Annotated in this window: 26 protein-coding genes and 1 pseudogene; 17 read left to right on the forward strand and 10 right to left on the reverse strand. The window is 73.4% G+C overall.

Annotation, left to right across the window (positions count from 1 at the left end; all coding sequences use genetic code 11):
• The 3 genes and pseudogenes from ACFW9D_RS11355 to ACFW9D_RS11365 form a co-directional block, all read left to right on the forward strand.
• A pseudogene (locus tag ACFW9D_RS11355) lies at positions 1-231 on the forward strand (hypothetical protein); the annotation flags it as partial.
• 61 nt (positions 232-292) lie between these two features.
• Positions 293-685, forward strand: coding sequence for an STAS domain-containing protein (locus ACFW9D_RS11360; protein ID WP_384620423.1), 393 nt, complete (start codon positions 293-295; stop codon positions 683-685).
• A gap of 111 nt (positions 686-796) precedes the next feature.
• Entirely contained in the window at positions 797-1,147 is a 351-nt protein-coding gene (locus ACFW9D_RS11365; protein WP_188340640.1) for a metalloregulator ArsR/SmtB family transcription factor, read from the forward strand.
• 26 nt (positions 1,148-1,173) lie between these two features.
• Here the strand turns inward: ACFW9D_RS11365 and ACFW9D_RS11370 are convergent, their stop codons facing one another.
• The 6 genes from ACFW9D_RS11370 to ACFW9D_RS11395 all read right to left on the reverse strand — a co-directional run bounded on the left by ACFW9D_RS11370 (position 1,174) and on the right by ACFW9D_RS11395 (position 7,562).
• Positions 1,174-1,635, reverse strand: a complete 462-nt coding sequence (locus ACFW9D_RS11370) for a nuclear transport factor 2 family protein (RefSeq protein WP_384620426.1) — start codon at positions 1,633-1,635, stop codon at positions 1,174-1,176.
• A gap of 44 nt (positions 1,636-1,679) precedes the next feature.
• Entirely contained in the window at positions 1,680-2,453 is a 774-nt protein-coding gene (locus ACFW9D_RS11375; RefSeq protein WP_384620429.1) for a 2-phosphosulfolactate phosphatase, read from the reverse strand.
• On the reverse strand, positions 2,443-2,664 hold the full coding sequence (locus ACFW9D_RS11380; RefSeq protein ID WP_384620431.1) for a hypothetical protein: 222 nt from the start codon (positions 2,662-2,664) through the stop codon (positions 2,443-2,445). Before ACFW9D_RS11380 ends, ACFW9D_RS11375 begins: the two co-directional genes overlap by 11 nt.
• A 63-nt stretch (positions 2,665-2,727) precedes the next feature.
• Positions 2,728-4,782 (reverse strand): acetate--CoA ligase family protein, encoded by a 2,055-nt coding sequence (locus ACFW9D_RS11385; RefSeq protein WP_384620434.1) that lies wholly within the window; start codon positions 4,780-4,782, stop codon positions 2,728-2,730.
• On the reverse strand, positions 4,779-5,945 hold the full coding sequence (locus tag ACFW9D_RS11390; RefSeq protein ID WP_384620437.1) for an acyl-CoA dehydrogenase family protein: 1,167 nt from the start codon (positions 5,943-5,945) through the stop codon (positions 4,779-4,781). The genes ACFW9D_RS11385 and ACFW9D_RS11390 overlap by 4 nt, the downstream gene beginning before the upstream one ends.
• A 48-nt stretch (positions 5,946-5,993) precedes the next feature.
• Entirely contained in the window at positions 5,994-7,562 is a 1,569-nt protein-coding gene (locus ACFW9D_RS11395; protein ID WP_384620440.1) for an APC family permease, read from the reverse strand.
• A 181-nt stretch (positions 7,563-7,743) separates the two neighbouring features.
• Between ACFW9D_RS11395 and ACFW9D_RS11400 the strand changes: the two genes are divergently transcribed.
• Together ACFW9D_RS11400 and ACFW9D_RS11405 are read left to right on the forward strand one after the other, a co-directional pair.
• On the forward strand, positions 7,744-9,168 hold the full coding sequence (locus ACFW9D_RS11400) for a flavin monoamine oxidase family protein (protein WP_384620442.1): 1,425 nt from the start codon (positions 7,744-7,746) through the stop codon (positions 9,166-9,168).
• A 14-nt stretch (positions 9,169-9,182) separates the two neighbouring features.
• Positions 9,183-10,031 (forward strand): TetR family transcriptional regulator C-terminal domain-containing protein, encoded by an 849-nt coding sequence (locus tag ACFW9D_RS11405; protein WP_384620445.1) that lies wholly within the window; start codon positions 9,183-9,185, stop codon positions 10,029-10,031.
• Between the two features lie 13 nt (positions 10,032-10,044).
• On the opposite strand, the gene ACFW9D_RS11410 is transcribed toward ACFW9D_RS11405, so the two are convergent.
• Complete coding sequence (locus ACFW9D_RS11410; protein WP_384620448.1) at positions 10,045-10,542, reverse strand: nuclear transport factor 2 family protein; 498 nt, start codon at positions 10,540-10,542, stop codon at positions 10,045-10,047.
• 125 nt (positions 10,543-10,667) lie between these two features.
• Here ACFW9D_RS11410 and ACFW9D_RS11415 point away from each other — a divergent pair, with 125 nt between their 5' ends.
• Positions 10,668-11,534, forward strand: a complete 867-nt coding sequence (locus tag ACFW9D_RS11415) for a maleylpyruvate isomerase family mycothiol-dependent enzyme (protein WP_384620451.1) — start codon at positions 10,668-10,670, stop codon at positions 11,532-11,534.
• Positions 11,535-12,144: 610 nt separating this feature from the next.
• Here ACFW9D_RS11415 and ACFW9D_RS11420 read toward each other — a convergent pair.
• Positions 12,145-12,786: a FadR/GntR family transcriptional regulator gene (locus ACFW9D_RS11420; RefSeq protein WP_384620454.1), complete on the reverse strand. Its 642-nt coding sequence runs from the start codon at positions 12,784-12,786 to the stop codon at positions 12,145-12,147.
• Positions 12,787-12,981: 195 nt separating this feature from the next.
• Between ACFW9D_RS11420 and ACFW9D_RS11425 the strand changes: the two genes are divergently transcribed.
• The 6 genes from ACFW9D_RS11425 to ACFW9D_RS11450 are packed head-to-tail and all read left to right on the forward strand — an operon-like array spanning position 12,982 to position 19,465.
• Positions 12,982-14,178, forward strand: a complete 1,197-nt coding sequence (locus tag ACFW9D_RS11425) for an amidohydrolase (protein ID WP_384620457.1) — start codon at positions 12,982-12,984, stop codon at positions 14,176-14,178.
• Positions 14,175-15,800 carry an ABC transporter substrate-binding protein gene (locus ACFW9D_RS11430; protein ID WP_384620460.1) on the forward strand — a complete coding sequence of 542 codons (1,626 nt, stop codon included), beginning with the start codon at positions 14,175-14,177 and terminating at the stop codon, positions 15,798-15,800. Before ACFW9D_RS11425 ends, ACFW9D_RS11430 begins: the two co-directional genes overlap by 4 nt.
• Positions 15,801-15,817: 17 nt before the next feature.
• A complete protein-coding gene (locus tag ACFW9D_RS11435) occupies positions 15,818-16,747 on the forward strand; it encodes an ABC transporter permease (RefSeq protein WP_384620463.1) in 930 nt (309 codons plus the stop codon).
• Positions 16,744-17,583 carry an ABC transporter permease gene (locus tag ACFW9D_RS11440; protein ID WP_188340654.1) on the forward strand — a complete coding sequence of 280 codons (840 nt, stop codon included), beginning with the start codon at positions 16,744-16,746 and terminating at the stop codon, positions 17,581-17,583. Before ACFW9D_RS11435 ends, ACFW9D_RS11440 begins: the two co-directional genes overlap by 4 nt.
• A complete protein-coding gene (locus ACFW9D_RS11445) occupies positions 17,580-18,632 on the forward strand; it encodes an ABC transporter ATP-binding protein (protein WP_384620466.1) in 1,053 nt (350 codons plus the stop codon). The genes ACFW9D_RS11440 and ACFW9D_RS11445 overlap by 4 nt, the downstream gene beginning before the upstream one ends.
• On the forward strand, positions 18,626-19,465 hold the full coding sequence (locus ACFW9D_RS11450) for an ABC transporter ATP-binding protein (protein ID WP_384620469.1): 840 nt from the start codon (positions 18,626-18,628) through the stop codon (positions 19,463-19,465). Before ACFW9D_RS11445 ends, ACFW9D_RS11450 begins: the two co-directional genes overlap by 7 nt.
• Positions 19,466-19,574: 109 nt before the next feature.
• Here the strand turns inward: ACFW9D_RS11450 and ACFW9D_RS11455 are convergent, their stop codons facing one another.
• Positions 19,575-20,786 (reverse strand): MFS transporter, encoded by a 1,212-nt coding sequence (locus ACFW9D_RS11455; RefSeq protein WP_384620471.1) that lies wholly within the window; start codon positions 20,784-20,786, stop codon positions 19,575-19,577.
• Between the two features lie 123 nt (positions 20,787-20,909).
• A complete protein-coding gene (gene pucL, locus ACFW9D_RS11460) occupies positions 20,910-21,830 on the reverse strand; it encodes a factor-independent urate hydroxylase (protein WP_188340658.1) in 921 nt (306 codons plus the stop codon).
• 185 nt (positions 21,831-22,015) lie between these two features.
• On the opposite strand from pucL, the gene ACFW9D_RS11465 reads away from it, so the two are divergent.
• From ACFW9D_RS11465 to ACFW9D_RS11485, 5 genes are all read left to right on the forward strand, one after another.
• Positions 22,016-22,186 (forward strand): DUF2945 domain-containing protein, encoded by a 171-nt coding sequence (locus ACFW9D_RS11465; RefSeq protein WP_384620475.1) that lies wholly within the window; start codon positions 22,016-22,018, stop codon positions 22,184-22,186.
• A gap of 1 nt (position 22,187) precedes the next feature.
• On the forward strand, positions 22,188-22,652 hold the full coding sequence (locus ACFW9D_RS11470; RefSeq protein WP_384620477.1) for a DUF488 family protein: 465 nt from the start codon (positions 22,188-22,190) through the stop codon (positions 22,650-22,652).
• 9 nt (positions 22,653-22,661) lie between these two features.
• Complete coding sequence (locus tag ACFW9D_RS11475) at positions 22,662-23,246, forward strand: TetR/AcrR family transcriptional regulator (RefSeq protein ID WP_384620480.1); 585 nt, start codon at positions 22,662-22,664, stop codon at positions 23,244-23,246.
• Between the two features lie 128 nt (positions 23,247-23,374).
• Positions 23,375-24,235: an NmrA/HSCARG family protein gene (locus ACFW9D_RS11480; RefSeq protein WP_384620483.1), complete on the forward strand. Its 861-nt coding sequence runs from the start codon at positions 23,375-23,377 to the stop codon at positions 24,233-24,235.
• A 261-nt stretch (positions 24,236-24,496) separates the two neighbouring features.
• Positions 24,497-25,528, forward strand: coding sequence for an isopenicillin N synthase family dioxygenase (locus tag ACFW9D_RS11485; RefSeq protein ID WP_384620486.1), 1,032 nt, complete (start codon positions 24,497-24,499; stop codon positions 25,526-25,528).
• Positions 25,529-25,534: the final 6 nt, after the last annotated feature.

Here is a 25,534-nt window from a genome sequence, read left to right on the forward strand (position 1 = left end):
CCGCGGCCCCCCCGCCCGGGGGGGGGGGGGGGGGGGCGGGGGGGGGGCGGGGGGCGCCCCCCCCCCCCCCGCCCCCCCCCCCCCCCCCCCCCCCCGGCCCCCCCGGGCGGACCCCGGGGGCGCGGCCTGGGCACCGTCATGGAGCTGACCCATGGACTGGGCGGCAGCGCCGTCGTCCGCGGCGACGCGGACGGTCAGGGCAAGAGCATCTGGATCACCCTGCCCCTGTGACGCGACGCGCGCACCGGGGCCCGCCGTCGCGGCGGCGTACGAAAGGCAGTGGACGAGGACCATGACCATCGAATGGCGTTACCGCATCGAGCAGGACCTGGGCATCCTCTCCGTGTCCGGACACCTCGGCCCGGAGGCCGCCCACCGGTTCACCGGCGCCGTCGGCTGGGTCGTGGCACGCGGCTCCGGGCCCGTCGTCGTCGACCTGACGGAGCTGCGCGGCTGGTCCACCGAGGGGCAGCTGGCCATCGTCGCGGCCGCCCGCCGGCTCGCCGACTGCGGCCGGGCCATGGAGCTCGCGGCGATCCCGGCGGACGGCTCCCTCGTCCCGAGCGGCGACTGCCCCGCCATTCCCGTGCACTGCGACCTGCCCGCCGCGCTCGCCGCGCACGCGCCCCGCGACGGCGGCGCCGACGAGCCGCACGAGTGGCGCACCGAGGGCTGGGCCGGCTGACGCGCCCCGAGGCACCGGGGGGCCGGTCCACGCGGCCGCCGCGACGCGCGAAGATAGGCCCATGGTGACGATTTCTGGGCGCGGGGACCACGGCAGCCGGGGGCGCCGGCGATGAGCACACCCCTGTACCAACTCAAGGCCGAGTTCTTCAAGACGCTCGGCCACCCGGCACGCATCCGGGTCCTCGAGCTGCTGAGCGAGCGCGAGCACGCGGTCGCCGAGATGCTCCCCGAGGTGGGCATCGAGCCCGCCCACCTCTCCCAGCAGCTCGCGGTGCTGCGCCGGGCGAACCTCGTGGTGACCCGCAAGGAGGGCTCGAACGTCTACTACTCCCTGACCAGCCCTCACGTGGCCGAACTGCTCCGGGTCGCCCGCACCATCCTCTCCGGCGTCCTCAGCAACCAGGCCGAGCTGCTCGCCGACCTGCGCTCGTCACCGGGCGAGCGGGGACGGTCCGCCTAGCCGGACGCGTCCCCGGCGCCGGCGGCTCAGGAGGGGTCGCCGAGCCCCGCCGCCACGGCGGTCAGCCGGCCCGTCGCGTGCGCCACCCCGAGCCCGTCCATGTAGTCACGCACGTGGACGATCAGGCCGTCGCGGACCCGGATCACGAGCAGACCGGGGAAGTCGAAGGACCGGCCGGTCGTGGCGAAGGCCCCCGAGACGATCTGCTCGACGACGAGCACCTCCCCGTCGGCACCCTCGTGCACGGCGACCTCCCGGATCTCCCGCGGCCGGGCCGGGCTCGCACCCCAGGCCGCCCGGTAGCCCGCGCGAACTTCCTCGCGTCCCTCGTAGCGCTCGGGCATACCGGGGAAGAGGAACGGGAACTCGTGGACGGCGTCGACCGCGTACAGGTCGGCGAGGTCGTCCGCGGAAAGGTCGAGCATGGCCTGCCGGTAGCGGGCCAGGACCTCACGAGGGCCGGGAGCGGACGGGCTGGTGTCGGGCATGACGTGGAACTCCCTTTCAAGGGCGGGGAACGACGGTCGGGAACTCAAGCGGCGGTGACGCGAGGGACGGGGGCCACGTCCGTGAACGCGCCGTCGACCAGGACCGGTACGACCGGCGCCGTGTCGGCCTCCGTCGCGATCTCCACGTCCTCGCGGAACCCGTAGCCGTACAGCTCGTGCGCGGACGGGCAGTCGGCGACCGCCGCGCGGACGTCGGGGGTGCGGAGGAAGGCGTCCCGGGCCCGGACCGCGGACGGGGCCGGGCGGACGGCGTCGAGCGCGGCGACGGTGGCGCCCGCGCCGAGCAGATCCTCCTCGGCGAGCCGGAGCGTGCCGTCGGCCGCGCGCTCGCCGGCCGCGATCACCGCGACCGGCCGCTCCGGAGTGCCGAGGCCCTCGGCGGTCAGCCGGCGGCCGACCGCCGACGCGTTGCGCAGGCACGACGCGACCACGAGGGTCCCGGGAGCGGCGGCGGCCGCGACGGTCGAGCCGTTGGGGGACGGGAGCACGAGCCGCGGGGTGAAGGGTGCGCGGCGCAGTGACGCGGGGGACAGCGACCACGGGGTGCCGGGGCCGAGCGCGCTCCGCCCGACGGCCAGGCGGGCCCCGACCCGCTCCGCGAACTCCGCCGCGCCCGCGTCCCGCCACCGGTAGGGGTACGCGCGGGTCCCCGCCGCCACGGCGACGGTCACCGCCGTCGTGAACGACAGCACGTCGACGACGACCAGGCAGGCGACGCGCGGGGCGAGGCGGGCCGCGCCGTCCGGGCCCCACGCGACGTACACGCCGTACCCGGCCGGTTCGGACTCAGCGGGCATGGCGGGGGTGATTGCGGGCCGTGCGCTCGTTGCCCCTGCGGTAGTTGCCGGTCCAGCGGGCCATCACGAGCTGCGGATCCCCGCTCTCGGCCTCGCGCACGAATTGCGCGGCCCGGTCCCCGCGCAGCACGGTCGCCGTGCGGTGGTGGTGCGTGATGCGTACGGTGCCGTCGGCCCGTTCCTCGTACGCGAAACCCTGCGGTGCGGGCATGCCTCGGGACCCCCCTTGTCGCGGAGTTCCATGGTGCCGGGCCCGTGCGCGGGGCGCGAGCCGTTATCCGGTGCGCGGGGAGGAGGGGACGATCAGGGCGTCGACGGCCAGGGCGCCCGTCGCCGCCACGCGGACCGGGTTGAGCTCGATCTCGGCGAGTTCGGGGCGGGCCGCGAGCAGCCGGGATACCGTGACGATCACCTCGGCGAGCGCCGTGACGTCGAGAGGCGGCGCGCCGCGCCACCCGTCGAGCAGCGGAGCGACGCGCAGCCGCCGCAGCATGGCCCGCGCCGTCGCCGCCGTGCACGGGGCCAGTTCGAGCGCCAGATCCGGGTCGAGCTCGGCCCGGACTCCACCCGCACCCACGACCACGACGGGTCCGAACGACGGATCCCGCCGCGCGGCCACGAGCAGCTCCACCACTCCGGGGCGCCGGTCCATCTCCTCCACGACGAACCGGTGCGGGCCCAGCCGTTCCACCATGTCGGCGTGGGCGGCGGCGAGTTCGTCCGCGGTGCGCAGCCCGAGGACGACACCCTGCTGCTCCGTCTTGTGCTCCAGCCAGTCCGCCTTGAGGACGAACGGCGCGGTGAGGCCGGCGACGAGCGGGCGCGGGTCCGTGACTCCCGGGGCCAGTACGACGGCCCGGGGAAAGGCCACCCCGGCGGCGCGCAGCAGTTCACGAGCCGCCCCGTACCCGCGGCCGCCGGCGCCGGCCGTCACGTCCACGCCCGCCGGTTCCGTACGCGGCGCGCGGCGCAGCGGCTCTTCTGCCAGGCGCCCTGCCGTCGCCACCGCCCGGAGCGCCCCCTCGACGTCCCGGTACGTGGGCACGCCCGCGTCCCGCAACTCCCCGACGGTGTCCGTGTCTTCGGCCATCGAGTGCACCACGACCGGCACCCGGTGCTCGGCGGCCACGGCGCCGAGTTCGCGTGCGGCGGCGGACTCCGCCGGCTGCTGCGCGGGGATGTCCCGGCCGTAACTGCCGAAGTAGCCGCTGAGGACGACGGCGTCCGCGACGCCGGCCGCGGCGGCCGCCGTCACCGCGGAGGCGTACGTGGTGAGGTCCTGCTCGCCGGCGCCCGCGAGGTCCACCGGGTTGGTGACGGCGGCCTGGGGCGGCAGGCGCCGGGCCAGGTGGTGCCTCAGCGCCGGAGGGAAGGGGGCCACGTCGAGGCCGAGCCGGGCCGCCGTGTCCGCCGCGACCGCGGCCTGACCGCCGCTGTCCGCCACGATCGCGACGCGCGGCCCGCGCACCGGCCCGGAGCGCATCAACAGCTGTGCGGTGTCCGCGAGTTGGGCCGGGGTGTCGACGCGGACCGCGCCCACCGCGCGGCACGCGGCGTCCACGACGTCGACGCCGGAGGTCATCGAGCCGGTGTGGGACAGGGCCGTGCGTCGCGCGGCGCCGCTGGCGCCCACGGTGAGGACCAGGACGTGCTTGCCCGCGCGCCGCAGCCGGTCGAGCGTGCCGAGCAGCCGCTCGCCGTCCCCGAAGCTCTCCAGGTAGAGGGCGACGACCCGGGTGGCCGCGTGGTCGGCGAGGTCGTCGAGGACCTCCGCCGCCGTCACGTCGAGCTGACTGCCGACGGACACGAACCGGGACACCCCGATCCGCGCCGACGCCGCCGCCCCGGCGATCTCCAGGCCCAGTTGCCCGCTCTGCGACACCACCGCGAGGCCGCCCGGCGTGAACGAGCCCCACGCCAGGCACAGTTCGGCCGCCGCGTCGTACACGCCCAGGCAGTTGGGTCCGAGCAGTCGGGTCGACGGCCCGGCCGCGACCGTCGCTGCCAGGCCCGCCTCGTCCGGGACGCCCGCGGTGATCGCGAGCAGGCCCGGCACCCCGAGGCCGGTGGCCCGCGCGACGCCGTCGGCCAGCGCCGCCGCCGGGACCGCGAAGGCGACCAGCTCGGGCACCTCGGGCAGGGCGTCCAGGTCGCGGTGACAGGGGCGGCCGAGCACCTCGCCGCCCCGCGCGTTCACGAGGTGCACCCGCCGCCGGCGCCGGCCCGTGAGCGCCCCGCGGGCCAGCCAGTGCCCCCACTTCCCGGGCCGGTCGCTCGCGCCCACGACCGCCACGGAGCGCGGGTCGCGGAACACGCCGAGGCCGCTCACGGCTTCGCGAGGGCACGGGAGACGATGAGCCGCTGGATGTCCGAGGTGCCCTCCTCGATCTCCTCCAGCTTGGCGTCCCGCATCCACTTCTCGGCCAGGTACTCCTGCGCGTACCCCCAGCCGCCCAGCGTCTGCACCGCCGCCCACGTGGCGAACATCGCGCTCTCGGAGCCGACCAGCTTCGCCGTCGCCGCCTCGGCGGTCACCCGCAGCCCCGCGTCGAAGAGCCGCGCCGCCCGCATCGTCGCCAGATGGGCGCCGTCCGTGCGGACCGCCATGTCGGCGAGCCGGAACGCGACCGCCTGGTGCTCGATGATCGGCACCCCGAACTGCTCCCGCTCCCGCGCGTACTCCACGGCCAGGTCGAGCGCGGCCCGGCACAGGCCCGTGCAGGACGCGCCGATCAGGACGCGGGAGGCGTCGAAGGTGCGCATCAGGCCCGAGAAGCCCTCGCCCTCCGCGCCGAGCCGGTCCGCGACCGGTACGACGACCTCGTCGAGGAACACCTCGGCGTTGACGATCGCCCGCTGCCCCATCTTGCGCATCGGCCTGCCCACGGTGACCCCGGGCGCGTCCCGCTCCACGATGAACGCCGTCACACCCCGCGACCGCAGCGCCGGGTCCACCGTCGCGAACACCACGAACCGCTCCGCGTAAGGGGCGTTGGAGATCCACGTCTTCTGCCCGCTGAGCACGTAGTGGTCGTCCTTGCGGACGGCGCGGGTGCGGATGCCCGCCGCGTCCGAGCCGCGGTCGGGCTCGGTGACGGCGAGCGCGGTGAGCGGCGGCGCGTCCGTCGTCAGCGGGCGCAGCCAGCGCTCCTTCTGTTCCTCGGTGCCCAGTTCGAGGACCGGGGCGGCGAAGAACCCGCTGGAGGTCAGCAGGTTGCCGATGCCGATGTCGCCGTGGCACAGCTCCTGCTGGACGAGCGCCTGCGTCACCAGGTCGGTCACGCCGCCACCCCCGTACACGGCGGGGATCATGAAGGAACTCAGGCCGGTCTCCGCGGCCTTCGCCCACAGGTCGAGCGGGGAGACGGTCTGCGCGTCGTCCACCTCGCGGGCGCGCGGCCGGATCTCGGCGGCGGCGAAGTCGCGGGCGAGCCGCACCAGATCGCGCTGTTCGGGGGAGAGGTCGGGTGCGTCACGGACGGTGTACGGCATGGAGCGGCTCCCTGGTCGAGAGAAGACGGAAGAGGGGTTCGGGCGGCGTCAGTTGGGGACGGCCGGCTGCGCGGGCTCCCGCTCCTGTTCGGGGACGGGCGCCCCGGCCTTGAGGGCGAAGAACGCGGGGGAGACGCGCGCGTAGGCCCACATCAGGAGCAGACCGAGCAGGAGCGTGCCCGCGCCGATCACGAAGACGCCGCCGATGTGCCAGTGCGGGGGCACGGGCAGGGTCCACGACGTGTAGCTGTTCACCGGGTCCCAGTCGTTCTTCAGGCTCCACACGCCGGCGGCGACGAGCATCAGGCCGCCGAGCCCGGGCAGCACGAGCCGCAGCCACAGGTCACCGGCGCCGGACCGCCACCGGTCCCGGTGCGCCCAGGCGGAGGTGATGCCGGTGAGCCCGTAGTAGAAGGCGATCATGAGGCCGCAGGAGGAGACGGCGTCGCCGATGACCAGGCCGTCGCTCAGGAAGTTCATGACGACGTAGGCGAGCGCGCCCGCCACGCCGGTCGCGATCGTCGCGAACTGCGGGATCCTGTACCGCGGGTGGACCTGGGCGAAGACGCGCGGTGCGGCGCCGCGGTCACCCATGGCGAGCATCGTGCGGCCGAGCGCGAGGACGGTCGTCTCGGTGGAGGCGGCGGCGGACGACAGCACCATCAGGACGAGCAGGTGCCACAGGAACGAGCCGAGTCCGCTGTCGCCGAAGACGGAGTGGCCGATCGCGGAGAACACGTCGCCGAAGTTGTCCGGGTTGCCGAGCCCGACACCGCTCGTGCCGATGCCCGCGAACGCCAGCGTCGCGACGGTCGCCACGAGATACAGCCCGAGCAGCATCACCGTGGAGGCGATCGCGGCACGGCCGGGCGTGCGGTGCCGGTCCGCGGTCTCCTCGTTGACGGTGACGGCGGTCTCCCAGCCCCAGTAGATGAACAGCATCAGGACGAGGCCGCTCACGAAGGCGCTCGGGGAGGCGATCTCGAACGGGTTGAGCCAGGACAGGCTGGGCCGGTGCGCTCCGGGCCCCGCGTTCCCGCTGTAGACGCGGACGAGCGCGACGACGGAGAAGACGGCGAGCATGCCGAACTCGAGGAAGAGCAGGACCCGTTGGACGGCCGCCGCGACCTCGATGCCGCGGTAGCACACGGCCGTCATCAGGCCGATCCAGCCGAGGCCCACGAGCAGCACCCAGGGGCTCGACGCGTCGGCGCCGATGCCGCGGGCGCCGACGAGGATGAACACGTACTGGCCGGCGACCTGCGCGAGGCTCGCCATCACCAGGACGAACGAGCTGATGATCGCCCAGCCGCCGAAGAAGCCGGCGCGCGGGCCGAGCACGCGGGTGGCCCAGGTGAAGATGGTCCCGCAGTCGGGCTCCTGGCGGTTGAGCGCCGCGTAGCCGAAGGAGACGAACAGGATCGGCACGAAGGCCAGGAGCACGATCGAGGGGGCCTGGAAGCCGACGAACGCCACGATGAAGGCGAGGGTGGCGGCGAGGCTGTAGGCGGGGGCGGCCGAGGCCACCGAGAGGATGAGGCTCGCGGTCAGGCCGAGCGCGCCGGCCCGCAGGCCGCGGCCCGACGACGAGCTCGTCGTGGGCGGAGTGGTTGCCATGGTCGAACCCCCTGTCCGGGGTAGATGTCCGGGTGGCTTGCGCGGTGTTTCTCCGGAGGACGCATCGCAAGACTGATGCGTGGGTCAATGATGCTGAAGCGGTCGGGCCTGTCAAGGCTTCCGGACAAGCTCCATCGCAACGATTGACGGATCGTTCAGTCTTGCTCCATGCTCGGTCGGCATGTGGGAACAGAGCGAATGGGACCTCGTCGAGACCGAGGTCGTCGTCGTGGGCGGTGGCTACGCGGGACTCGCCGCCGCCCTCCAACTGCACGACCACGGCGTGGACTTCGTCCTCGTCGAGGCATCCGACCGGGTCGGCGGCCGCGTCCTCACCGAGACCCTAGACAGTGGCACCGGCGGCGCGGCGGTCACCGTCGACCACGGCGGCCAGTGGGTCGGCCCGACCCAGACCCGGCTGCGCGCCCTCGCCGACCGCTTCGGCTGCGCCACCTTCCCCACCTGGGAGACCGGCAAGCACATCGAGGTGTGGCACGACGGCACCGGCGTGCCCTACCTGGGCGCGGCCCCCGCCGACGGCCCCGGCATCGCCGACTACCACCGCGTCACCGAGCTCCTCGACGCGCTCGCCCTGACCGTCGACACCGCCGAACCCTGGCGCACGCCGCGCTGCGCCGAATGGGACGCGCAGACCGCCGAGTCGTTCTTCCGCGCGCAGACCTCCGACCCCGACGCCCTGCGCCGGCTCGCCCTCGCCGTCCAGGGCGTGTGGTGCGCGGAACCGTACGAGATCTCCCTGTTCCACGTGCTCTTCTACATCGCCGCCGCGGGCGGCTACGAGCAGCTGATGGAGACCCGCGACTGCGCCCAGGACAGCCGCTTCGTCACCGGCGCCGCCGGACCCGCCCGCGCCGTCGCCGAACTGCTCGGCGACCGCGTCCGGCTCGGCACCCGCGCCCTGTCCGTCGAGCACGACGCGGACGGCGTGCGCGTCCACACCGCCGGCACGGTGTACGAGGCCCGCCGCGCCGTCATCGCCCTGCCGCCCCCGGCCGTCCGCACCCTGCGCTTCACCCCCGAACTCCCCGCGGCCCGCGACGGCTGGCTCGCCCACAGCCTCATGGGCCGCGTCGCCAAGATCCACGCCGTGTACGAGACACCCTTCTGGCGCGACGCGGGCCTGTCCGGCATCGCCACGCTCTACGACGACGGGCCCCTCGGCGTCGTGTTCGACAACTCCCCGCACAACTCCCCGCACGACGCCGCGCACGGCGTCCTCGTCGGCTTCGTCTACGGCGACCGCCTCTCCGCCTGGAGCGACCTCGACGCCGCCGCCCGCCGGGACGCGGCCCTCGCGAGCCTCGGCTCCGTGGTCGGCGAACGCGCAGCGCGGCCGCTCCGCTACACGGAGAAGATCTGGTCCGAGGACCCGTACGCCCGCGGCGGGTACGAGGCGTACGTGACCCCCGGCGGCTGGACCGGGTACGGGCGCACCGGCTGGCGCACCTCCACCGGAACGCTGCACTGGGCCGGAACGGAGACGGCTAGTGTGTGGAACGGCTACATCGACGGCGCCCTGTCGTCGGGCCGGCGCGCCGCCGACGAGGTGGTGGCCGCACTCCAGGCATCTGTGGCGGAAGGCTGAACGGACCCAGCGCGATGACGTCGATCCAGGACCGGGCCCGTGAGGTGGTCCTCGCCGCCCCCATGAGCCAGCGGGAGTTCGCCGACCGGGTCGGCATGGACCCGACCGCGCTCTCCAAGGCGCTGCGCGGCACCCGCCGGCTGCGGGACGCCGAGATCGCCGCCATCGCGCAGGTCGGCAAGGTCTCCCAGCGCTATCTGCGCACCGGCGAGGGACGCCCGCCCGCCCCGCCGCGCGGGGAGGCGGGCGCGCCGGCCGCGCGCCGCAGGGCCGACGCCGTCGAGCCCGACGTGCGCCGGGCGCAGATCCTGGAGGCGACCGCCCGGCTCATCGCCCGGCGCGGCTTCCACAAGGTCCGGGTCGCCGACATCGCCCGCGCCTGCGGCACCAGCACCGGCACCGTGCACTACCACTTCCCGACCAAGGACGCGGCGCTGCGGGCCGCCCTCGTCTTCTACGCGGACCGCTTCCACACCCGCCTGGAGGCTGAGTTCGCAACGGCCGGCAGCACCGTCGAGAAGCTGCGGCGCCTCATCGACGTACAGCTGACGACGACCGACGAGGACATCGACGAGTGGTCGGTGTGGGTCCAGTCCTGGAACGAGGCGATCCTGGACCCGACCCTGCGGGCCGGTCAGCGGGACGTGTACGCGCGCTGGCGCCGGATCGTCGTCGACCTCGTCCGCACCTGTCAGGCGGAGGGCATGGCGGCGGGCGCGGACGCCGACGCCCTCGCCGCCCGCTTCACCGGCCTGGTCGACGGTCTCGCCATCCAAGTCCTCGCCGGTACGGGCGACATGGACGCGGCCCGCATGCGCGAACTCCTCCTCGACGCCTTCGAACCGCACATCACCCTGCGCTGAACCGGCCCGCCCGTCAGCCCTTCTCCGGGCGGCCGCCCAGGTGTTCCGTCTCGCCGCCGAACGGCAGCACGAGCACCCGGTGCGCGAGCAGCCACTCCCCGTCGACCCGGCGGAAGCGGTCCTCGTAGTGGCCCACGTTCGACGGCAGCCGGGTCGGCACCATCGTGCCCTGCGTGTACCCGTCGACGCGGTACGTCGCGAAGTACGTGGTCGCCGACGCGCTGTCGGGGGAGTCGACGGTCACCAGGACGTTCGTGCACAGCCGGCGCGAGAGCCGGTCGGCGGGACGCCCGCCGAAGTACGCCCGCAGCGCCTCCCGGCCCTCCACGCGCCGCCCGTCGTAGGGCCACTCCCACACACCGTCCTCGGTGAACAGCTCGGCGACCGTGGAGGGTTCACCGAGATCGAGACGGCGTACGAGGTCGAGCACGAGGCGCTCGCAGGCGCGCTCGGCGAGCAGCCGGGCCAGGGGTTCGAGTGCGTCGGTGCCGGACGCTGCTGAGTTGGACATGATCCTTTTCTATCAGCCTTCCACGCAAGGGAGTTGAGGGCCCCTGGGCCGCGCGAACCCCTGACGCTCACGCCTACCGGGCGGTAATGTTCGGGCCCGGCCCGGTCGCGACCAGGGGGAGCGGTATGGACACGGTCACGCGTTTCGATCCCGTCGTCGAGCACGAGCGGACCCGCGCGGCGCTCACCGGTGTGCTCGCCCGCGTCGTCTCCGCCGTGCGGGACGCCCCCGACCCGGACGCCTCCTCGGGCCTGCCCGGCTGGACCGTCGGCGACGTCGGCGCGCACCTCGCGGCCGTGTACCTGGCCTGTGGCGCCGCCTTCACCGGCGAGGAGATCCCCTGGGACGCCGTGCTGCCCGGCGACGAGGCCGGCGACGCCCCGCTCATCGACCGCATCAGCGCGTTGAACGCCCGCGCCGTCGCGCTGCTCGACCCCGCCGAGCGGGCCGGCCTCGCCGATCTGCTGGCGCGGCGCGGCGCCGAGTTCCTGAGCGCCACCGAGGGGCTCGCCCCGGACACGCCGGTCGCCGCGCCCTGGTACGGGGAGGGCGTCACGTTCCCGCTCTCGGCCGTCACCGGACTGATGCTCAGCGAGAGCCTCGTACACGGGCTCGACCTCACACGCGGCACCGGCGCCCGGTGGCCCGTCGCCCCGCACGAAGCCGCCCTCGTGCTCGGGCAGTTCATGCCGACGGTGATGCCGATGGCGGTGGACGCGGCGAAGGCGCGCGGCGTGCGCATCGCCTTCGACCTCGCGCTCAAGGGCGGCCCCCGGCTCGCCGTCGTCGTCGAGGACGGCAGCGCGACAGTCGTCCGGGACGCGCCGCCGCGCCGCTACGACTGCCGGATCACGGCCGACCCCGTCACGTTCCTCCTCGTCTCGTTCCGGCGCGTCCCGATCTGGAAGGCGGTGGCCACGGGCCGCATGCGAGCAGGCGGCCGCCGCCCCTGGCTCGCCACCCGCCTCGGCGACCTCATCGGCACGCCGTAGCGCGTGCCGCGCGGTTCGGCCGGGTGGGTGACGGGCGGCGCCGCCCATTACGCGGCCGATCGCGACCGGGCGTGCCGACGCTGATCGGCCCGGGGCGGAGGGGGTGCCGCCGGGCGGCTTCGGTGTGCCGGGCGGGCCGGTCTCCACGGGTGGACCGGTCGGCGTCGTCGCAGCGTGGTACCCCGTAGGCGGACTGCGGAGGCGTGATGCTGGGCGGCTTCGGCATGGTGTCGTGCCCCGCGTCGGCGGGCGGCGGTGGGGTGACATCGGGCGGCTTCGGTGTGCCGGGAGCACCGGGCCGCTGGGCGGACTTGGAGGTCGCACCTGACCGTCCGGACCCATCACGGGGGACCGGCCGGCTCCGGCGCGGTGTGGTGCAGCGTGCCGCCGGGCGGGGGGACGGGTGGCGTCAGCCCCCGGAGCTCCCGTGTGCGGCCCCGCACGGTGGATCCAGGCGGAGTCGTCGGCGCTGCCGCATCCGCCGGATCGCCGCGGCGCGTCCCGGCTCGGGGAGCGAGGAGCGTCGCGGGCCCGGCGGCTTCAGGGCGTCGAAGAACGTCGCGATCGGCCTGGGCAGCGGTCGCCCGGGCGCGTGCCGGAGCGAGGCGGGTCAGGCGTCGAGGATCGCGTTCGCCGCCGCGTCGGCCGCCGTCGGGTCCGCCGCCGCGATCGCGTCGAGGAGCGCGCGGTGGGCCTCGCTCGTCGAGTGGCGCATGTCGTCCGCCAGGACCGTGTCGCGCAGGGCCGTGCTCAGATGCCCGTAGAGGTCCACCAGGAGGGGGTTGTGGCCGGCTCGTGCGACGCACAGGTGGAAATCGATGTCGGCGTCGACGAACTCCTTCAACTCCCCGGCGTCGAAGTGCTGTTGGCGTCGCTCGGTGATCTCGCGCAGCTCCTTCACGTCCTCCTCGGTGCGGCGCCGCGCCGCGAGCCGCGCCGCCACCAGATCGAGGCCCCGGCGCACCTCCTCCACGTCCCGGTCGGCGGCGTCCGCGAGCATGCGGCCGAGCGCCACCGCGGACTCGTCCGCCGCCGTGACGTAGGTGCCGTCGCCCTGCCGGGTCGCGAGGAGCCCGGTGTGCACGAGCGCGCGCACCGCCTCGCGGACCGAGAGCCGGCTCACCCCGAGCGTCTGGGCCAGTGAGCTCTCCGAGGGGATCTTCTCGCCGACCTGCCAGCGGCCGCTGGTGATCTCCTGCCGCAGCTCGGTGATCACCACGTCCACCAAGGACTTGCGTCCCACGCTCTTCATGTCTGCCCGCCTGTCGTGATCTCCGGCGCCGGGGCGCCTCAGGTGATTATGCGTCCTGCCCCCGTCCACGCTCCGGACGGTCCCCGTGTCCACGTTCCGAACAGTGCCTGCGAAACCTCTTCACCAAACATCAGACATCTGATAACTCTATCCGTCACCTCGGCAACCCCGCGAAGACAACCGGGAGATGACTGGATGGAGCGGTACCACCACCTGCGGATCGAAGGCGTGCGTCCCCTCGGGGAAACCGCCCGTGACCTGGTGATACATAACGGACGCTTCGTCCGGGACACCACCGCAGGCGTGATCGAAGAGGTGCTCGACGGTGGCGGGATGCTTGCGCTCCCCGCCCCGGTCGACGCCCACATACACCCCGACAAGACCACCTGGGGCGGCCCCTGGCTCAGCCGCGAACCCGCCGAGTCGCTCGCCGGGCTCATCGCCTACGACGCCTCGGTCCGCGCGGACATGGCCCCGGTCGCCGAACGCGCGGGCGCCCTGCTCGACCACGCGATCGCCCACGGCACCCGCGCGATGCGCGCCCACGCCGACGTCGCACCGCAGTACGGGCTCGACAACGTGCGCGGACTGCGCGCCGCCGCCGACGCCCGCGCCCACCTCCTCGACGTGCAGATCGTCGCGTTCCCGCAGCTCGGCGTCCTGACGGCCCCCGGCACCGACGTCCTCCTGGAGAAGGCCCTGGACGAGGGCGCCGACCTCGTCGGCGGACTGGACCCCGTCGGCGTCGACGGCGACCGCGACGGCCAGCTCGACCTCCTCTTCGGCCTCGCCGAGCGCCGCGGCGTCGAACTGGACATCCACCTCCACGACGGCGGCGCCTCGGGCCTCGACCAGATCACCGAGATCGCCCGCCGCACCACCGCCCTAGGCCTCGCCGGACGCGTCACGGTCAGCCACGCCTTCGCGCTCGCCGAGCTCGAAGGCGCGGAGCTCACCGCCATGGCCGACCTGCTCGCCGGCGCCGGGGTGGCCGTCACCACCTGCGCGCTCGGCGCCGACCCCGTCGTCCCGCACGCGGCCCTCACCCGCGCCGGAGCCCGGGTCGCCGTCGGCTCCGACGGGGTGTGCGACCCGTGGAGCCCGTTCGGCAACGCCGAGATGCTCGACCGGGCCCACCTGCTCGCCTACCGCACCGACGCCCGTACCGACGACGAACTCGCCGCCTGCTACCGGCTCGTCGCCGACCAGGGCGCCGACCTGCTCGGACTCGAACGGGTCGGGTTCCGGCCCGGCGAGCCCGCCGACCTCGTCCTCGTCGACGCACCCTCCGTCGCCGAGGCCATCGTCCGCCGCACGACGCCCAGCGTCGTCGTCCGCGCCGGACGCGTCATCGCCCGTAACGGCACACTCCTCCCAGGAGGCCCCGCATGACCGGACGCCGTCCGATCCTCACCGGCGCCCTCGCGCTCCTGCTCACCGCCGCCCTCACCGCCTGCGGCGGCGGCCCCGGCGATCTGCGCCCCGCCGTCGCCCTCGACCTGAAGACCACCACGCCCAAGGCCACCAAACCGCTGGACTCCATCACCTGGAACCTGCCGTACGAGCCCCAGGGCCTGGACCCCATCAAGTCCTTCAACTACGCCGAGAACACGGTCCTCGCCAACCTCTGCGACAGCCTGCTGCGCCTCACCCCCGACTTCGAGATCAAGCCGGGCCTCGCCACCAAGGCGGAGAACCCCAGCCCGAAGAAGTGGGTCTACACGATCCGCGACGGCGTGAAGTTCTGGGACGGCACCCCGCTCACCGCCGAGGACGTCGCCGCGAGCCTCAACCGGCACCTCGACCCCAAGCTCGGCACCTGGTGGGGCGACTACTACCAGAACGTGTCCGCCATCAAGGCCACCGGACCGCTCCAGGTCACCGTCACGCTCAAGCAGCCCGACGCCCTGTTCAACCAGGCCATGGCCACCGGCGCCGGCGCCGTCGAGCAGAAGGCCCAGATGAAGCGGGCCGGCGAGGACTTCGGCACGCCGAAGCAGGGCGTCATGTGCACGGGCCCCTTCAAGTTCACCCGCTGGCGCTCCGGAGACTCCCTCACCATCACCCGCAACGACGACTACTGGGACCGCGCGCACCGCGCCCTGTCCAAGAAGCTGACGTTCCGGTTCATCGCCGACGAGACCACCGCCGTGAACGCGTTGCGCTCCGGCGAGGTCGACGGGCAGTACTTCTACCTGCCGCCCGCCGCCCTCGGCCAGCTCCAGAACTCGCCCACCGGCACCGTCACCCTCGGCCGCTCCCTCGCCTACTGGGCCCTGCTCGGCGCCACCAAGTCCGGACCGTACGGCAACGTCAAGGTGCGCCAGGCACTCTCCGCCGCCCTCGACCGCGGCGCCCTCGGCTCCGCCGTCTTCCAGGGCACCGCCCCCGCCGAGCACGCCCTCGCGGGACCGCCGTCCTGGGGCTACGAGAAGGAGACCTTCCGCAAGACCTACGAGTCGCTGCCGCACGGCAAGGCCGACCTCGACAAGGCCAAGGCCCTCGTGAAGGAGGCCGGCCCCGCCGCCAAGGGCAAGATCACCATCGGCGTCCAGGGCAGCTCCGCCGTCCACGAACAGACCGGCAACCTCATCAAGGCCACCGGCAAGCAGCTCGGCCTGGACATCGAGATCCGCGTCATCCCCGTCGAGCAGTACGGCAACCTCTACAGCGACGCCAAGTCCCGCCGCGGCATCGACGCCTTCCTCTCCACCTGGTACGGCAACGTGCCCGACCCGCTCGACGCCTACACCGTCTTCCTCGCCGGCGGCCGCACGAACTTCAGCGGCTTCGACAAGGTCGACAAGGACGTCCAGAAGGCCCGCGCCGCCTCCGACCCGGCCGAGCGCGCCCAGATCATCACCCGCATCGAGCGCGCCGTCGCCGAGGACGTGACCTGGATGCCCATGAACAACCTGCCGGTCATCCTCTACATGAGCGACCGCGTGACGGGCGCCGTCGCGTCCTTCCCCTACCTGTACTACCCCTGGGCCACCGGACTGGGAGGGCGCTGACCCTTATGAACGCCACCGTGAAATTCGTGCTCCTGAGACTGGTCGGCCTCGCCGCCGTGCTCCTCGTGGCCTCGTTCCTCGTGTACGGGCTGCTGTACCTGGTCCCCGGCGGACCGATGTCCTTCCTGCTCGGCAACCGCACCGGAACCGCCGAACAGATCGCCGCCATCCGCGCCCAGTACCACCTCGACGACCCGTTCGTCGTGCGGTACTTCAACTGGCTCGGTGACGCGCTCGGCGGCGACTTCGGCCGCTCCCTCGTCTACCGCCAGGACGTCACCGCGCTGCTCGCCGGCCGGGTCGCCACCACCCTCTGGCTCGTCGCCTACGCGTCCGTGCTCATCGTCGTCGGCGGCCTCGCGGCCGGCAGCCTCGCCGCCCTGCGCGGCGGCCGCACCGACACCCTGGTCAGCGGCGTCTCCTCCCTGTTCCTCGCCACGCCCGTCTTCGTGATCGGCGTCGTCCTCGTCATCGTCTTCGCCCGCGGACTCGGCTGGTTCCCCGTCTTCGGCGCCGGAGAGGGCTTCTTCGACCGGGTGCACCACCTGACCCTGCCCGCCCTCACCCTCGCCCTCGGCTCGGCCGCCTACCTCGCCCGCATCACCCGCGCCTCCGTGCGCGAGGAGATGGGCCGCGAACACGTCGAGACCGCCCGCAGCCGCGGCCTCGCCGAGTCCCTCATCGTGCGCAAGCACGTCCTGCGCAACGCGGCGGTGCCCGTCACCACCGTCATCGGCCTCACCGTGGCCGGCCTCCTCGCGGGCGCCGTCGTCGTCGAGAACGTCTTCGCCCTCGACGGCATCGGCTCCCTGTTCGTCCGCGCGATCATGCAGCGCGACTTCGCCGTCGTCCAGGCCGTCGTCCTCGTCCTCGTCGGCGCCTTCGTCGTCGTGAACCTCGTCGTCGACCTCCTCTACTCCGTCCTCGACCCCCGGATGGCCCGATGACCACCGTGCTGACCTCGAAGCTCGCCGCGACCCGCAGAGCGGTGCCGCGCGACCCACTGGCCCGGGCGGCCGCCCTCGTGCTCGCCCTCGTCGTGGCCCTCACCCTCGCGGCCCCGATCGTGGCGCCCTACGACCCCGACCTGCCCGACCTCTTCAACACCCTCGCCTTCGCCACCCCCGAGCACTGGCTCGGCGGCGACGCGCTCGGCCGCGACGTGCTGTCCCGGCTCGTCTGGGGCGCCCGCCCCACCCTGCTCGGACCCGTCCTGATCATCGCGATCTCGGCCGTCGCCGGTACCGCCCTCGCCATCACCGCCGCCTGGTGCGGCGGCTGGGTCGACACCGTCGTCTCGCGCATCCTCGACGTCCTGTTCGCGGTGCCCGGCATCGTGTTCGCCCTCGTCGCCGTCGCCGTCATGGGCCCCGGCCTCACCCCGGTCGTCATCGGCCTCACCGTCGCCTACACCCCGTACGTCGCCCGCGTCGTGCGCGGCGCCGCCCTGCGCGAACGCGCCCTGCCCTACATCGCCGCCGCCTGGGTGCAGGGCCGGCCCGCCCTCACCATCTGCCTGCGGCACCTGCTGCCCAACCTGCGGCCCATCGTCATCGCCCAGTCCGTGTCCGCGCTCGGCTACGCCGTCATCGACCTGGCCGCGATCTCCTTCCTCGGCCTCGGCGTCCAGCCGCCCACCGCCGACTGGGGACTCATGGTCAAGTCCGGCCTGGACAGCGCGATGCGCGGCAACGCGATCGAGGCCGTCGCGGCCGGCGCCGCCATCGCCCTCGTGGTCTGCGCCGTCAACCTCCTCGGCGACCGGCTGGAGAAGAACCGATGACCGACACCACCACTGCCACGCAGCAGCCGCGCCCCGCCGAGGGCACGCCCCTGCTCGCCCTGCGCGGCTTCCGCCTCGACGTCCCGTACCGGGCCGAAGGGCAGCGCGCCAAGGACGCCGAACGCCGCGTCATCGTCGACGGCGTCGACCTCACCATCTGCCCCGGCGAAGCCGTCGGCCTCGTCGGCGAGTCCGGCTCCGGAAAGTCCATGACGGCCCGCGCCGTCATCGGACTCACCCCGCCCGGCGCCCGCGTCCACGGCGACATCGTCTTCGACGGGCAGAACGTCTCCGGACTCGGCCGGCGCGAACTGCGCGCCCTGCGGGCCCGCCGCGTCGCCATGATCTTCCAGGACCCCCGGGCCCACATCAATCCCGTCCACACCATCGGCGACTTCCTCACCGAGGCCCTCGTCACCGAACGCGGGATCAACCGCCGCGAGGCCGAACGCAAGGTCATCGCCCTTCTCGCCGATGTGGGCATCCCCGACGGGGCGCGGCGGCTGCGCCAGCACCCGCACGAACTGTCCGGCGGACTGCTCCAGCGCGTCATGATCGCCTCCGTCCTCGCCGCCGAGCCCGACCTCGTGCTCGCCGACGAACCGACCACCGCCCTCGACGTCACCGCCCAGTCCGAGGTCATGGCGATCCTCGACGAGGCCCGCAAGGAACGCGGCCTGGCCCTGCTTCTCATCACCCACGACCTCGAACTGGCCGCCGCCACCTGCGACCGGCTCGCCGTCATGTACGCCGGGCGCACCGTCGAGACCCAGCCGGCCCAGGCCCTCACCGAGCGCCCCCGGCACCCCTACTCGGCCGGTCTGCTGCAGTCCCGGCCGAGCCTGGAGGAGCGGGTCCGCCGGCTCCCCGTCATCCCCGGCCGGCCCGTGGCCGCGTTCGAGGCGCGGGAGGCGGGCCCCGGGTGCTCGTTCGCCCCGCGCTGTCCCCACGTCCAGCCCGACTGCGAGCGACAGCAGCCGGAGGAGCGGGAGTTGTCCGACGGTACGCGCGTCGCGTGCCTGCGCGCCGAGGAGGTCTCCGCATGGTGAACCGGCCCCTTGAGAAGGAGCACGTGACGGAGCCCGTGAAGGAGAACGTGCTGGAGGCCGTGGGCCTGCGCAAGACCTACGGCGAGGCGGTCGCCGTCGACGACGTCTCCTTCACGCTCGCGGCGGGGGAGTCCCTCGCCGTCGTGGGCGAGTCCGGCTCCGGCAAGACGACCGTCGCCCGGATGCTGCTCGGGCTCGAGAAGCCGGACGCGGGCACGCTCACCGTGTGCGGGCGGGAGCGGCCCGCCGCGCGGCGCGTCGCCTCCCGCGAGCGGCGGCGCCGGGCCCGCGAGATCCAGATCGTCTTCCAGGACCCGTACGCCTCGCTCGACCGGCTGCAGAAGGTCGGCGACGTCATCGAGACGGCGCTGGCCCTGCACTTCCCGCTCCCCGCGGAGGAACGGCGCGCGCGGGCGGCCGAGTTGCTGGAGTCGGTGGGTCTGGCCGAGCGGCACCTGACCATGCGTCCCGCGCAACTGTCCGGCGGCCAGCGTCAGCGCGTCGCCATCGCCCGCGCGCTCGCGGTCGAGCCCCGGGTGCTCGTCCTCGACGAGGCGGTGGCCGCCCTGGACGTCTCCATCCAGGCCCAGATCCTCAACCTGCTGGCCGACATCCGTGAACAGCGGGACATCGCCTACGTGTTCATCTCGCACGACCTCGCCGTCGTGCACCAGATCAGCGACCGGGCTCTGGTGATGTGCGGCGGCAAGGTCGTCGAGGAGGGCCCGACGGACCGGATCCTGGCCGCCCCCCAGGAGGCGTACACCCGCCAGCTCCGCGCAGCGGTGCCGGGCCCCGGCTGGACCCCGTCTCGCCGGCCCCAGCCGGCCTGACCCGCTCCGACTCCGGTCGGCAGACCGCCCGCTCCGCCGGAGGGTCTGCCGACCGGGGCGGGCGCTCGGCACCCGAGCCGGTCGTTGTTCCCGGCCACCTTGCCCCGGGCTAGCCCACCGTGACCGGTGCGCCGGAGCGGAGTACGAACGGGCGGGAGCCCACCGTCACCGCCACCGAGATCGCCGCCATCGTCGTCATCGCCACCCCGGGTGACACCACCTGTGCCAATCCGCCGGCCAGCGCCGCGCCCACGCCCTGCCAGCTCAGCCGGCCCGCGGACTCGACGCCCTGCACCTGGCCCCGTACCGCGTCGTCCGTCAGTGCCAGCAGCTGCTCCTGCAAGGGCAACGTAGCGGCGAAACCGGCGCCCGCCACGAAGACGCCCATCGCGGCCAGCCACACCGGCGGTCCCGCCGCGAACATCAGGAACGGCACCGCGAGCACGAGTCGCAGGGGGAACGCCCAGCGGCGGCGCCCCGCCGCGCTCAGCACCCGTCCGACCAGGAGGTCTCCGAGCAGCATTCCGGCCGAACCCGCGGCGAGGTACACCCCCGCGTGCCCGGAGTCGTAGGAGATGAACAGGGCCTCGCACCCGACGACGAGCCCGTTCGGCACCCACAGGTTCAGCAGGAGAGCCCGCCGCCCCGGGTGCGAGAACAGCTCGATGTTCGTCGTCCAGGTCGTCCGCAGCCCGGGCCGCCGGGTCAGCCGGATCGAGCGTTCCCGCACGGTCGCCGCGACGACCACGAGCCCGAGACCGGTGAGCACGGCCGCGATCCCGAACACCTGCTGCGGGCTGAGGAAGTGGAGGAGCGCGGCGCCGACCGCGTACCCGATGATCGCCATGCCGCCCGAGGTGATGTTCATCAGGGAGCGGGCCAGCGCGTACGAGCTGTGCGGCACGACCTCGGCGAGGAGCCCCATGCGGGTGCCGCCGCCGAGCGACTGGAAGAACCCGAGGCACACCAGGATGCCGAAGCGGGCGGCCAGCGGCAGCCCGGGCACGGCCTGCGCGGCGACTCCCGCGAGGGACAGGCACTCCAGCGCGACGAGCGTGCGCCGCGGCCGCTCCCCGTCGGCGACCGACATCAGGGTCAGTGCCCCGAGCACGGTGGCGAGCGTGGCCCCGTACATGCTGACGGCGGTGAGGAACGGCGACTGGGTCTGCCGGTCGACGAGCGTGCCGAGCGCGAACCCGGAGAACGTGCTGGAGGCGACGGTGAACAGGAAACTGACGTAGAGCCCGGCGAACTCGCGATTGCGCAGCAGCGCGCGATAGCCGGGGCGGGGGTGAGGTCGGGGTGATTCGGAAACAGACATGAAAAAAGCCTCCGAGCGCACCGTCTGGTGCGCCGAAGGCGACGTGTGAGTTATAGCAGGTGCGCGCTCACGCGCGCCACCGCGGCCCGTCCCGGACGGGGGAGCGGCCCGCGGCGGCGGAACTCAGGCCGTGACCCAGTCGCTCGTCGCGATGACGGGCGCGACGCCGTCACGGTGGACGGTCCCCTCGATCAGGCCGTACATGCGGTCCGCCGCGAAGTACACCTCGTTGTCGTTCTTGAGCCCGAACGGCTCGAGGTCCACGAGGAAGTGATGCTTGTTCGGGAGGTTGAGCCGGACCTCGTTGACCGCGGGCACGTGGTCGAGGACCCGGTCGGCCATCGCGTGCAGGGTCTGCTGCAGCGAGTAGCTGTACGTGTCCGCGAACGCCTCCAGCATCCGCCGCCGGACGTCCTTGTACATCTGGTCCCAGTCGGTGTCCGCCTCGCTCGCCGCGGACGCCGCGTAGGCCCACCGGGCGGTCACCTTCGTGGCGAGGATCCGGTCGTAGGCCTCTTGCAGGGTCGTGTACTTGTCCTTGATGAAGCCGTGGAACTCGGAGTCCGTCGAGTTCATGACGGTGAGGTCCTTGAGCCCGGAGACGATCTGCAGCTGGCCGGTGTCACCGCTGTACGTGATCTGCGTGGTCCGCACCTCCTGCCCGGAGCGGACGAAGGAGTGCTGCTCGCGCCGGGTGGGCGCCGGCAGCCGCTCCCACGGGTACTCCTCGATGCGGATCTGCGTCTCGTGGATCACCGGCTGGGAGTGGACGAAGTGCCGGGCGAGCGCGATGCCGAACGCCTCGGGGGACTCGACGCCGTGTTCCTTGGCGAAGGCGTAGACGGTGTTCTTGGTGGTGTCCGTCGGCAGGACGTTGGCGTTGTCGCCGGTCAGGTGGACGTCGCGGAACTCGCCGCGCAGCGCGACCGACACGTTCAGGTCGCGGATGTCGTGCCAGGTGCCTTCGTTGCCCTTGCGGGTGATCTTGACGATGCGGTTCTCGGCCTTGCCGTACTGATTCTGCGCGAGCACGTGCTTGCTCATGGAGCAGGTCCTCCGGGTACGTGGATGTCTTCATCCCGTACGCCCGGCGTCCGGTGCCGTCGTCCGACGACACCCCCCGCCGTTCGGCCCGTGCGGAGGCCGCCCCGGGACTGACGAGCATCCCGGTCCGTAGGTCGGCGACATTGGAGCACGCGCGCGGCGCCGCTGACAAGGGATGTCACAGCGTGAGGTGCCGCCGGGATGCGGGCGGGGCCGCCCTGTCCCGCGACGTGGAGTGGAAGGGCTATACCCACCACTGCTCGGAGAGCGACCCGCAGTACGAGATCAGGAGCGACCGCACCGATCACATCGCCCTGCACAAGGGCGGCGCCCTCACCAAGGTCCCGGGGCCCTGACGTGAGCGCGGCGGCGGGCGGCACGGCCGGGCACCCGGTTGTGTACACCGTCGGCCACTCGACGCGCGACTTCGACGAACTGGTGGGGATGCTGCGCGAACACGGCATCACCTGTCTGGTCGACATCCGCTCGTTCCCCTCGTCCCGCGCGTACCCGCAGTGGAACCGGGCGGCGATCGCCGCGAACCTGCCGACGGACATCACCTACCGCTGGATGCCCGCGCTCGGCGGCCGCCGCCACACCCCCGCGGGGACGCCGACCGTGAACGACGCCTGGCGCGTCAAGGCGTTCCGCGACTACGCCGACCACATGGCGACCGACACCTTCGCCGAGGGACTGCGCGAACTCCTGGACCAAGACGCGGCGGGCGACCCTGAACGAGCACGCCCGCGTCCGGGACGGCCATCTGATCCACCCGGCACCGGCCTCCGGAACCAGCTGATGTCATGGACTGACGTCACGTAGGATCTCCGCATGGGTAGATGGGAGCCGAACGCTCGAGGCCGACTGGCGGACGCCGCGCTCAAGCTGTACGCCGAGCAGGGTTTCGACCGGACGACGGTCGCGGAGATCGCCGCGTCGGTCGGCGTCACCGAGCGCACCTTCTTCCGGCACTTCACCGACAAGCGCGAAGTCCTGTTCTACGGGGCCGAGGCGGCGCTCGAACTCGTCACGCGGGCCGTCGCGGAGGCGCCCGAATCGGCCTCGCCCATGGTCGCGGTGAGCGGCGCGCTCCAGGCCTTCGCTGCCTTCTTCCAGGAGGATCCGCGGCGCGCCCGGGACCGGGACGCCGTGGTCTCGGCCAGCGCCGAGCTGCGCGAGCGCGAGCTGGTCAAGCTGGACGCGTTCTCGCTGGCGATGGCCGGCGCCCTGCGCGAGCGCGGCGTCGAGCCCCGGACGGCGACGCTGGCCGCCGAGGCGGGCGCGGCCGCGTTCAAGATCGCCTACGCGGAGTGGATGGCGATCGGGCGGTCCGGCGAGAAGGACCGCGAGCTGCCCGGCCTGTTCCTGGAGGTTCTCGCCGAGCTGACCTCGGTGCTGGACGCGACCCGCGATTAATTATCTGCGCGACGCAGAGTTCTTGGGTAGTCTTCTGCGTGGCGCAGCTGATGAGCGCGCCGTCGCCTTCCCGTGCGCCCGCATCCGGGCCTGCCGGGAACTCTCCCGAGAACCTGGAGTACACCTTCATGCTCACCGTTTCCGTCACCGGCGCCACCGGCGCCCAGGGCGGAGCCACCGCCCGCGCCCTGCTCGCCGCCGGAGTCCGGGTCCGCGCCCTGACCCGCACCCCCGACGCCCCCGCCGCCCGGGCCCTGCACGCCCTCGGTGCCGACGTGCGCCGAGCCGACTTCGACGACCGCGCCTCCCTGGACGCCGCGCTCGCCGGCGCGGACTCCCTCTTCGCCGTCACCACCCCGTTCGGCACCGACGTCAATGTCGAGACGAGGCAGGGCAGGGACCTCGTCGACGCCGCGGCCGCCGCCCGCGTCGGCCACATCGTCTTCACGTCCGCCGCCCACGCCGACCGCGCCACCGGCATCCCCCACTACGACAGCAAGCACCTCGTCGAACAGCACCTCCGGTCCAGCGGAGTGCCCTGGACCGTCATCGGCCCCGCCGCGTTCATGGACAACTTCGCCACCGGCTGGACCCGCGAGGGCCTGCGCGAGGGCACCTTCGCCTGGCCGATGCCCGGCGACCTGCCCCTCACCCTCATCCCCGCCGCCGACATCGGCGCGTTCGCCGCGCTGACCCTGCGCCGCCGCGCCGAGTTCACCGGCCGCCGCATCGACCTCGCCTCCGACGCCTGCACGCCCGCGCGCATGGCCGAGATCATCGCGGCCGCGGCCGGACGCCCGATCGCCCACCAGCAGGTCCCGCTCGACCAAGTCAGGCGCTGGTCCGAGGACTTGGCGGCCATGTTCGCCTACTTCGCGAGCGACGGCCTCGACGTCGACGTCACCGGCCTGCGCCGGGCCCACCCCGAGGTCCGCTGGCACACCTTCGCCGAGTGGGCGACGCAACAGGACTGGGCCGACCACGCGTGACCTGCGTCACGTCCGCAATGCGGGCTGCGCAGTATGCTGAACCCATGATCCCGCTCGTTCGCCGCCGCCACGTGGACTACGTCCGCGTCACGAGCACGGGCTGTCGACGCTCCTTCTGAGCGGTCCGGCCCTCCTCGGCCTCCTTCTTCACGGTGCCGTCCCGGCCGCTTTCCCCAGCCGTACGTCTCTCTTCCATCAGGCACCTGTGCCCCGCCACACCCCGGCGGCGTACGGGCACCCCGTACACCCTGCGGACGCACCATGACGAACGTATCGACGACGAACGCGTCGAACCAGCAACTTCCGATCATCGACCTCTCCGCCGCCGACCGCGGACCCGAGGCGCGGGCCCTGCTCCACGCACAGCTGCACAGTGCCGCGCACGACGTGGGGTTCTTCCAGCTGATCGGGCACGGGGTCACCGACGAGGAGACCCGCCTCCTGCTCACCGCCATGCGGCGCTTCTTCGCGCTGTCCGAGGAGCGGCGGCTGGCGCTCGACAACGTGAACTCGCCGCACTTCCGCGGCTACACGCGCACCGGCGACGAGCGCACCGGTGGCCGCCGGGACTGGCGGGACCAGCTCGACATCGGCGCCGAACGCCCCGCCCACGTCCCGGGAGCCGGTGAGCCCCCGTACTGGTGGCTCCAGGGGCCCAACCAGTGGCCGGACGACCTGCCGGAGCTGCGCACGGCCGCCCTGCGGTGGGTCGAGCGGCTCAGTGGTGTCGCCGAGAAGCTGCTGCACGAACTGCTCACCGCGATCGGCGCCGACCCCGCCTTCTACGACGGCATCTTCGGCCGGCACGCCCACCCGCACCTCAAGCTCGTCCGCTACCCGGGCGGCTCCGGCGACGGCGCGGCCCAGGGGGTCGGCGCCCACAAGGACTACGGCTTCCTGACGCTGCTGCTCCAGGACCAGGTCGGCGGTCTCCAGGTCGAGCGCGAGGACGGACTGTTCCACGACGTGCCGCCCGTCCCCGGCGCCTTCGTCGTCAATCTCGGCGAGCTCCTCGAAGTCGCCACCAACGGCTATCTGAGGGCCACCAACCACCGGGTCGTGTCTCCGCCCGGCGCCACCGAGCGGTTCTCCGTCCCGTTCTTCTACAACCCCCGCCTGGACGCCCACGTCCAGCCGCTCGCCTTCCCCTACGCGTCAACCGCCCCCGGCGTCACCGACACCCCGGACAATCCGCTGTTCGCCGAGTACGGCTACAACGAGCTCAAGGGCAAGCTCCGCGCCCACCCCCTGGTCGCCGAGCGGCACCACGCGGAGCTCCTGACACCGGCGTGACGCGGC

Origin of the sequence: Streptomyces sp. NPDC059524, from assembly GCF_042749255.1 — a bacterium.
In the GTDB taxonomy this organism is placed as follows: Bacteria; Actinomycetota; Actinomycetes; order Streptomycetales; family Streptomycetaceae; genus Streptomyces; species Streptomyces xanthii.